The sequence below is a fragment of the Thiomicrorhabdus xiamenensis genome, assembly GCF_013282625.1.
Lineage (GTDB): Bacteria > Pseudomonadota > Gammaproteobacteria > Thiomicrospirales > Thiomicrospiraceae > Thiomicrorhabdus > Thiomicrorhabdus xiamenensis.
Genome location: NZ_CP054020.1, coordinates 2,587,565 through 2,594,948, shown reverse-complemented (window position 1 = coordinate 2,594,948; position 7,384 = coordinate 2,587,565). Strand labels below are relative to the sequence as shown.

Sequence of the window (7,384 nt, the reverse complement as noted above, 5' to 3'; positions counted from 1 at the left end):
TTTGAGGACAGTATACCTGTGAATAAATCTAACTCAAGCACTATTTTTGTGGATAAGTTGTGTGTAAGACTTGTGGATAAATTTGTTATCTAAATTTTTAATGACTTGTTTTTATTGGTTTTTTTTCGGTTGATAACTTTTGGCGATTTTAAGCAGTAAAAAACAGCATTTTAGCCGCTAACAGCAGTAAAAAGACGCCAAATCCGCGCTTTAAAGTCTTTACCGGAAGTTTATGGGCAAGCTTTGCTCCGAGCGGAGCGGTAAAGATACTCGCCAAAATAATGCCGAAAAAGGCCGGCCAGTAAATATAGCCGGTTGTATAAGCGGGAAGGTCATGCGCCTGTAACCCGGCGACAACGTAACCGATGGTGCCGGCCAGAGCGACCGGCAGACTGACGGCCGTCGAGGTCGCGATCGCCTGGTGCATGGAAACATTGTTCCAAACCAGATAAGGCGTGGTCAGAGTACCACCACCGACACCGACAAGAGCGGCCAGTTTACCGATTAAAAATCCGGCCAGGGTATTTCCCGGCAAACCGGGCAATTCGCGGCTTGGATTCGGTTTGATCGCCAGCAGCATATTCAATGCGATTAAGAGTTCCAGTATTCCGAAGATTATCGATAGGGTTGCGGAGTCGAAGTATTGCGAAATCCAGCCGCCGATAAACGCGCCTGCCAGCACGCCCAGAGTTAACAGTCGAAAAACATCCCAGCGCACCGCTTCATGTTGATGGTGCGCCCGCACCGAAGAGATAGAGGTGATGAGTATGGTTGCCAGAGAGGTGGCGATCGCAATATGGACAATCTGCGAAGAGTCCATGAAATAGACCAGAGCGGTTGTCAGCACCGGAACGATAATCAGACCGCCGCCAATTCCCAATAAACCGGCGGCAAAGCCGACGAAAGCACCGGTGATTAGGTAGATCGAGAATTCGAGTATGAAGGCGTCGAACACGGGGAATCCTTTTTCGCTGATTGAATCGTGTTGGTCATTATAAAGAGGCTGTTACCGGGCGGCAGAAAAAACTAGCCGAAGGTTGTATGATCCGGATTGGCGTTGAGGGCGCTATCGTCTGTAACGGGGCAGGCGAAGAAAACTGATGAAGATGCAAAAAAGGTTCTTTTTCAGCAAATCCTACTCAAAAGCTCAGTTTATCGCTGGTTGAAAAACCCAAAATTTATTTATGATTATTGCTTATTTTCTATCCTTAAAATAATATTTTTGCCTCTTAGCTTAGTCAGTAAAACTATTTTACATTTAGGCTTTTTTAAGCGTCTTAAAACTCTAGCTCAAAAAAAAGGATTTTCTTTTGAATACAAAAATTTTTGCTGTTATGGCAACGACTTTATTGGTAACCGCCTGCCAATCCAACCCGCATCACGAAGCCAACTCACATGGAGCAGTGTCTGACGAAGTGATTGCCGAGCAACGTGCTGCTTTGGCGAAAAACACCGCTGGTAAAGGGTTTGGTCCGCAAGCTCCGCGCGATATCGACTCTAAAGCGGGCAACAACACCATTGCTTTCAGCACGGCACCCGCTTCTAGCGCTATGAACCTGTGTAATATCCACTTCCACAAAAATGCGGAACATAAAGGCGGGGAGTTCACCACTTTTGCCGGTAATGGAGATGGCCACGGTTATCTTAGCGGGTATAAATACAACGGTACTCTAACGCAAGCGGAATCGCATGCTGTCCATGAAGAGATTTGTCCGAGCAAGCATGGCGCGCTTTCGGTTGGTGATACGATCGAAGTTCACTACGTATATTCCACGGCACAGGTCACACCGGGAGCAACTCTGGGATCATGTTTGAGTGACAGCATCAAAAACCCACAGCTGCGTGTAGAAGCTCAGGTTTATGTATTGGTTAACGATAAGAACGCTTTGGATTTTAACGAGTTGACTCAATACGGCATGAAAGACGGCAAATATCAGGCATTGAATATTCCTGGCGATACCGGAACGCCGGTCGCTTATGAAGGTTCAACCACCGGTCCTGGCTACAATGAAAAAGGCTCGCCTTTCCAGGTTTCATGGTCGGTTCGTCCAAAAGTAGCCAAGGTGAATATCGAAACAGTTGGCCAGTGGTGCCAGGGTAACGATTTTAAAGAAGACCATGCGCATGGCGTAAGAAACCTGGTGATCAACCCGGATCTTCTGTCTCCTATGCAATAATTTCTTTTCTGCCTTTGATGCGCAATCTTTACCGATTGCGTATCATCGGTTTTCCTTTCTTATCCCGTCTGTTATTTATTTACTTTCCCGCAACGCTGATTTCTAACGTTTCTTAATTAATAAAATTTGGCTTATCTTGTGTTTACCTATCCTGTAAAACACCAGAGCCTGTTATCTAATCGCTATTCAATGGCTAAGAATAAAATTGCTAAAGAATTCAAACAGTTCGGCTTAATGTTGCCAATAAGGCAAAATGCGCTAAATAGTTGTAAAAACCATTGTTTTCTGTTCGAGAACTCTTTATAATTCCGGTTTTTTCCGATTCTGGAAAGTGAAATTTAAGGACTGAGACATGAAACGTACATTTCAACCTAGCGTAATTAAGCGTGCACGTACTCACGGTTTCCGTGCTCGTATGGCTACTAAAAATGGTCGTAAAGTTCTAGCAGCTCGTCGTGCGAAAGGACGTAAGCGCTTAACTGTGTAGTTCTGGGTGTGCTCTCAAATGGTACACACAGAAACGACTTCTGGCGGATTGAATTCAGCAAATCCTAACGCTGAAACGATCCGTCAAACCTCTCCCTCATCCCCCTCCCTGAAAGACCACACCTTTGACAAGTCGCTCAGACTGTTAACTCCCAAAGATTTTTCTAATGTTTTTGCCAAGGCTGAACGCTTTGCTAATCGCAATTGGACGTTGATTGTTCGCCCGAATGATAAACGTTATCCTCGTTTGGGATTGGCCATTGCAAAAAAGCAGTTGGCGCGTGCGGTTTGGCGTAATCGGGTAAAAAGAATCGCCCGTGAAGCATTTCGCTTACATAAAAAAGACTTATCTGGGTATGATATTGTGGTTTTGGGTCGAAAGGGGATGGAGCAGATCGATAACCAAGTGTTACACGACAGTTTCCTGCACCTGGTACGCAAAATTCGTAAGAGTAAACTGAAACACCGCCCCGACTGAATAAGCGTTATAAAGGGTATAACATGAATATGAGATCTTTTTGGTGGTTAGCCTTAGCCTTTACGCTAACCTGGATATGGTTGGAATGGATGCAGTTTTCTGCTCAGAAAGAGCAGGTAAATTTGCAGACCAGCACTGCGCAGGAAGTTCCGCTTGCCAGTGACAATGCCAGCGTTGCTCCGGCAGACACCTCTGTACCTGGCGCCAATATCGGCAGCGTTTCCAATGGCGCTGTACCGGTTGTGCAGGATGGAATCGTTTCTGCTCAGCGCATTACGGTTAAAACCGACACCTTGCAGTTGGTTATCGACACTCAGGGCGGTGATATCCGTGATGCCAAGTTGCTGCAATACGGTGCGACCAAGGATCACAGTCAGCCGTTCCATCTGATGAGCGATCAGGGGCCTCTGATCTATATGGCTCAGAACGGTCTGGCGACGTCAAACAGTGCTAAGCTTCCGGCTCCGACACATAAAGACGTCTGGACGGCAGCCAAGTCGGAATATGTGATGAACGGCGATACCCTGGATGTCCCACTGACTTGGGAGAAAGATGGTATCAAGGTTACCAAGACCTATAAGTTCACCAAGGGCAGATATCTGATTGACGTGGTTTATCAGGTAGAGAACCAGGCGTCTGAAAACTGGACCGGAAGCTTGTATTCTCAGCTGGTGCGTAACAGCCATAATCCTGAAGAAAACTTCATGATGTATACCTATACCGGTCCGGTACTGTATGACGGTAATGCTGAAGAGAAATACGTTAAGCACTCTTTCGACGATTTGAATACCCAGTCGGTCACGGGGCAGAACGTAACCGGCGGTTGGGCGGCTATGATTCAGCAGTACTTCCTGAGTGCGATCGTACCGAACCAGGATGAGCAGAACCGCTATTTTGCCAAGCCGGTCGGTGACGGCCGTTATGCGGTTGGTGTGGTCGAACCGTTGGTTGAAGTACCTGCCGGTGCGTCCGGTGAATTGAGTTCGCAGCTGTATATCGGGCCTGAGAAGCAGGATGTACTGGCTGAGATTGCGCCGGGTCTGGAACTGACTATCGATTACGGTGTTCTGACTTTCTTGGCCGAACCTCTGTTCTGGATTTTGGATGCGATTCACGGATTTGTCGGTAACTGGGGTGTGGCGATTATTATGCTGACCATCCTGATTAAGCTGGTTTTCTATAAGCTGTCGGAAACTTCTTACCGCTCTATGGCGCGTCTGCGTAAATTCCAGCCTAAGCTTCAACAGTTGAAAGAGAACTACGGCGATGATAAAGCGATCTTCCAGCAGAAGCTGATGAAGCTGTATAAGGAAGAGAAGATCAATCCTCTGGGCGGCTGTCTGCCGATCCTGATTCAGATGCCGGTATTTATCGCGCTGTACTGGGTACTTTTGTATTCGGTAGAGATGCGTCAGGCGCCGTTTATGCTGTGGATTCAGGATCTGTCTGCGCAGGATCCATATTACATCCTGCCGATTATTATGGGGATCACCATGTTCATTCAGCAGAAACTGAACCCTTCGGCGATGATGGATGAAATGCAGCAGAAAGTGATGAAGCTGTTGCCGTTTATTTTCACTTTCTTCTTCCTGTGGTTCCCGGCGGGTCTGGTACTTTACTGGGTTGTGAACAACATTCTTTCTGTTGCTCAGCAGTGGTATATCACTAAGAAGATTGAAGCCGGCGAAGAGTCGAAATAAAGGATTTGAAGATGCAGATTACTTATCAAAAACTGGGTTCCGATCACCCGATGTTCGGCAAGGTTGAATATCTGGTAGCCGACGGCACACAGCCGCTGTGCTACAAAACCAAAGATGGTTATATTCCGCTTGAGGAGGGGGCTGCACCTGCAGCGGCTGTTCCTCAAGCGCAAGCCGAAGTAGCGACTCGCGATCTTTATGTGCTTTCTTTCAAGGTAAATGGCGAAGCCGAAGAGCAAACGTTTACTTCGAAGAAGAAGCTCGATAAGACCGTCGCGCTTTATCAGGATAAAGGTTTTATCAGCGATATCGAAACCAAAACCTATAAGGTTCTCGCGAACTGATCGATTTGCTGGAATTGTTCCTGCCGACGACGCCCACTTTAATGTGGGCGTTTTGCTATGCGCAATCGTCTATAGTGTCCTACAATTAATGAAATTCTAACGGGTGGCTTGATTTACAAGCTTCGCGTCTTACTGGTTTAACTCCTTTTTTATTTAGGCTGATTTATGGAATTTGAAAATATCGATACCATTGCCGCAGTCGCGACCGCACCCGGAAGAGGTGGTGTCGGTATTGTCCGCGTTTCGGGTAATAAGGCGAAAAGCATTGCCGAAGCGGTATTGGGCAAAGTACCCGAGCCGCGCTATGCGCACTACGGGCCGTTTTACAGCGCTCAGGGTGACGTTCTTGATCGCGGTATTGCGCTCTATTTTCCGAATCCGAATTCCTTTACCGGTGAAGATGTGCTTGAGTTACAGGGGCATGGCGGACCAGTCGTGCTGCAATGGTTGCTTGAGCGGGTGGTCGAACTGGGCGCACGTCTGGCCGAGCCGGGAGAGTTCTCCAAACAGGCGTTTATGAACGACAAACTCGATCTGGCTCAGGCGGAAGCGATTGCCGATCTGATCGAAGCGTCCTCGGCGCAGGCAGCCAAATCGGCTTTACGCTCTTTGCAGGGAGACTTCTCCCGTGAGGTGAATGCACTGGTTGAAGAGTTGATTCAGTTGCGTCTGTATGTCGAGGCGGCGATCGATTTTCCGGAAGAGGAGATCGATTTTCTTTCCGACGGTAAGGTGGCCGGTCAGTTAGAGCATATTCTCGACAGGTTGCATCAGGTTTTTGCTTCCGCCCAGCAGGGTGTGTTACTGCGTGAAGGGATGTCGGTGGTGATTCTCGGTCGTCCGAATGCCGGTAAGTCGAGTCTGTTGAATGCTTTATCTGGTAAAGAGATCGCGATTGTCACCGATATTGCCGGTACGACCCGCGATATCGTCAAAGAAGAGATCAATATTGACGGCATGCCGTTGCACATTCTGGATACCGCCGGGGTTCGCGAAGCGACCGATCAGGTGGAACAGATCGGAATCGAACGCGCCTGGCAGGCAATCGACAATGCGGATCGCGTTCTGGTTATGTTGCAGGCCGGCGAATCGATACATGAGGAGGATCAGGCGATTCTCGACAAGCTGCCCCAATCCATGCCGGTGACGCTGGTGCGAAACAAAATTGATTTGATCGGGCATGAACCGATGATCGAGTGTGAGCAAGCGAGCGGACGCACGGTGATCTGGCTGTCGGCTAAACACCGTCAAGGGTTGGATCTGCTGCGCGATCATCTGAAAACCGAAATGGGTTATGCGCAGACCGAAGAAGGCGTTTTCATGGCGCGTAAACGCCATCTGGATGCGCTTCAGACCGCTTTGGACTATACGCGCAACGGCCAGCAGCAACTGGAAATGTTTGCCGCCGGAGAGCTTTTGGCCGAAGATCTCCGTCTTGCTCAGGAAGCCTTGTCGGAAATTACCGGCCGTTTCACTTCCGATGATCTTCTCGGGCGTATTTTCAGCTCTTTCTGTATCGGTAAATAGGAGAAATACCATGTGGCGGTTATTTTTTGTTTTAACAACGCTGCTTTTTCTGCCATTAAGCTCTCAGGCAAGTGACGAACAGTCGCTTTGGGAGGCTTTGCAGGAAGGCGGCAAAGTGATCATGATGCGCCACGCTGTGGTTGACCCCGATATGGGGGACTCTTCAATTTTAGATGCGAGCTGTTTTTCCGAAAAAAACCTGACGGATTTTGGCAAACAGCAGGCCAAATCGATTAAGCAGGCTTTTGAAGCGCATGCGATTCAGGTTGGCAAAGTCTGGGCAAGCCCGTATTGCCGTACTAAAGATACGGCAAAACTTGCATTCGGAAACTATGAGGTTTCGGAGCTGCTTCACTTGGTGCGAACGGTTCCGGACGAGAAAGCTCATGCCAGTCAGACAAAAATCCGCCAAATTCTCAGCAATTACAGTGAGTCTGCCAATATGGTAATGGTGACACACCGCCCGAATATTGCCGAGATTACCAATCAGCGGTTAAAGCCTGCGCAAATGGTTATTTTTGAACCTTTGGGTGACGGGCTGTTTGATGTACTGGGTATTTTGGAAGTGCCTGCAACCTCGGTTGATTAATCTGCATCTTGTGCTTTCCATGACTGGGGTCACCCGTTTTATGTCCTTTGGTTATTGGTTATGATGAAGTTGTTTTCCTGACG

Annotated in this window: 8 protein-coding genes; 7 read left to right on the top strand and 1 reads right to left on the bottom strand. The window is 48.0% G+C overall.

Features of this window, described 5'->3' with window-relative positions; all coding sequences use genetic code 11:
* Nucleotides 1-148 precede the first annotated feature (148 nt).
* A complete protein-coding gene (locus HQN79_RS11985) occupies nt 149-955 on the bottom strand; it encodes a sulfite exporter TauE/SafE family protein (protein ID WP_173286845.1) in 807 nt (268 codons plus the stop codon).
* A gap of 355 nt (nt 956-1,310) precedes the next feature.
* Between HQN79_RS11985 and HQN79_RS11980 the strand changes: the two genes are divergently transcribed.
* From HQN79_RS11980 to HQN79_RS11950, 7 genes are all read left to right on the top strand, one after another.
* The gene (locus HQN79_RS11980; RefSeq protein ID WP_202984496.1) at nt 1,311-2,177 is read left to right on the top strand and encodes a delta-class carbonic anhydrase; all 867 of its coding nucleotides are present in this window, start codon (nt 1,311-1,313) and stop codon (nt 2,175-2,177) included.
* 352 nt (nt 2,178-2,529) lie between these two features.
* On the top strand, nt 2,530-2,664 hold the full coding sequence (gene rpmH, locus HQN79_RS11975; protein WP_024852172.1) for a 50S ribosomal protein L34: 135 nt from the start codon (nt 2,530-2,532) through the stop codon (nt 2,662-2,664).
* Between the two features lie 18 nt (nt 2,665-2,682).
* On the top strand, nt 2,683-3,141 hold the full coding sequence (gene rnpA, locus HQN79_RS11970) for a ribonuclease P protein component (protein ID WP_173286843.1): 459 nt from the start codon (nt 2,683-2,685) through the stop codon (nt 3,139-3,141).
* Nucleotides 3,142-3,164: 23 nt separating this feature from the next.
* Nucleotides 3,165-4,841, top strand: coding sequence for a membrane protein insertase YidC (gene yidC / locus HQN79_RS11965; protein ID WP_173286841.1), 1,677 nt, complete (start codon nt 3,165-3,167; stop codon nt 4,839-4,841).
* Nucleotides 4,842-4,852: 11 nt separating this feature from the next.
* A complete protein-coding gene (locus HQN79_RS11960; RefSeq protein WP_173286839.1) occupies nt 4,853-5,185 on the top strand; it encodes a hypothetical protein in 333 nt (110 codons plus the stop codon).
* A gap of 165 nt (nt 5,186-5,350) precedes the next feature.
* On the top strand, nt 5,351-6,712 hold the full coding sequence (mnmE, locus tag HQN79_RS11955) for a tRNA uridine-5-carboxymethylaminomethyl(34) synthesis GTPase MnmE (RefSeq protein ID WP_173286837.1): 1,362 nt from the start codon (nt 5,351-5,353) through the stop codon (nt 6,710-6,712).
* A gap of 10 nt (nt 6,713-6,722) precedes the next feature.
* Nucleotides 6,723-7,301: a histidine phosphatase family protein gene (locus tag HQN79_RS11950; protein WP_173286835.1), complete on the top strand. Its 579-nt coding sequence runs from the start codon at nt 6,723-6,725 to the stop codon at nt 7,299-7,301.
* The last annotated feature ends 83 nt before the right edge of the window (nt 7,302-7,384 follow it).

Coding starts and splice junctions, on each gene's coding strand:
- rnpA (WP_173286843.1), top strand. CDS start 2,683: ATGGTACACACAGAAACGACTTCTGGCGGATTGAATTCAGCAAATCCT.
- HQN79_RS11950 (WP_173286835.1), top strand. CDS start 6,723: ATGTGGCGGTTATTTTTTGTTTTAACAACGCTGCTTTTTCTGCCATTA.
- rpmH (WP_024852172.1), top strand. CDS start 2,530: ATGAAACGTACATTTCAACCTAGCGTAATTAAGCGTGCACGTACTCAC.
- yidC (WP_173286841.1), top strand. CDS start 3,165: ATGAATATGAGATCTTTTTGGTGGTTAGCCTTAGCCTTTACGCTAACC.
- mnmE (WP_173286837.1), top strand. CDS start 5,351: ATGGAATTTGAAAATATCGATACCATTGCCGCAGTCGCGACCGCACCC.
- HQN79_RS11960 (WP_173286839.1), top strand. CDS start 4,853: ATGCAGATTACTTATCAAAAACTGGGTTCCGATCACCCGATGTTCGGC.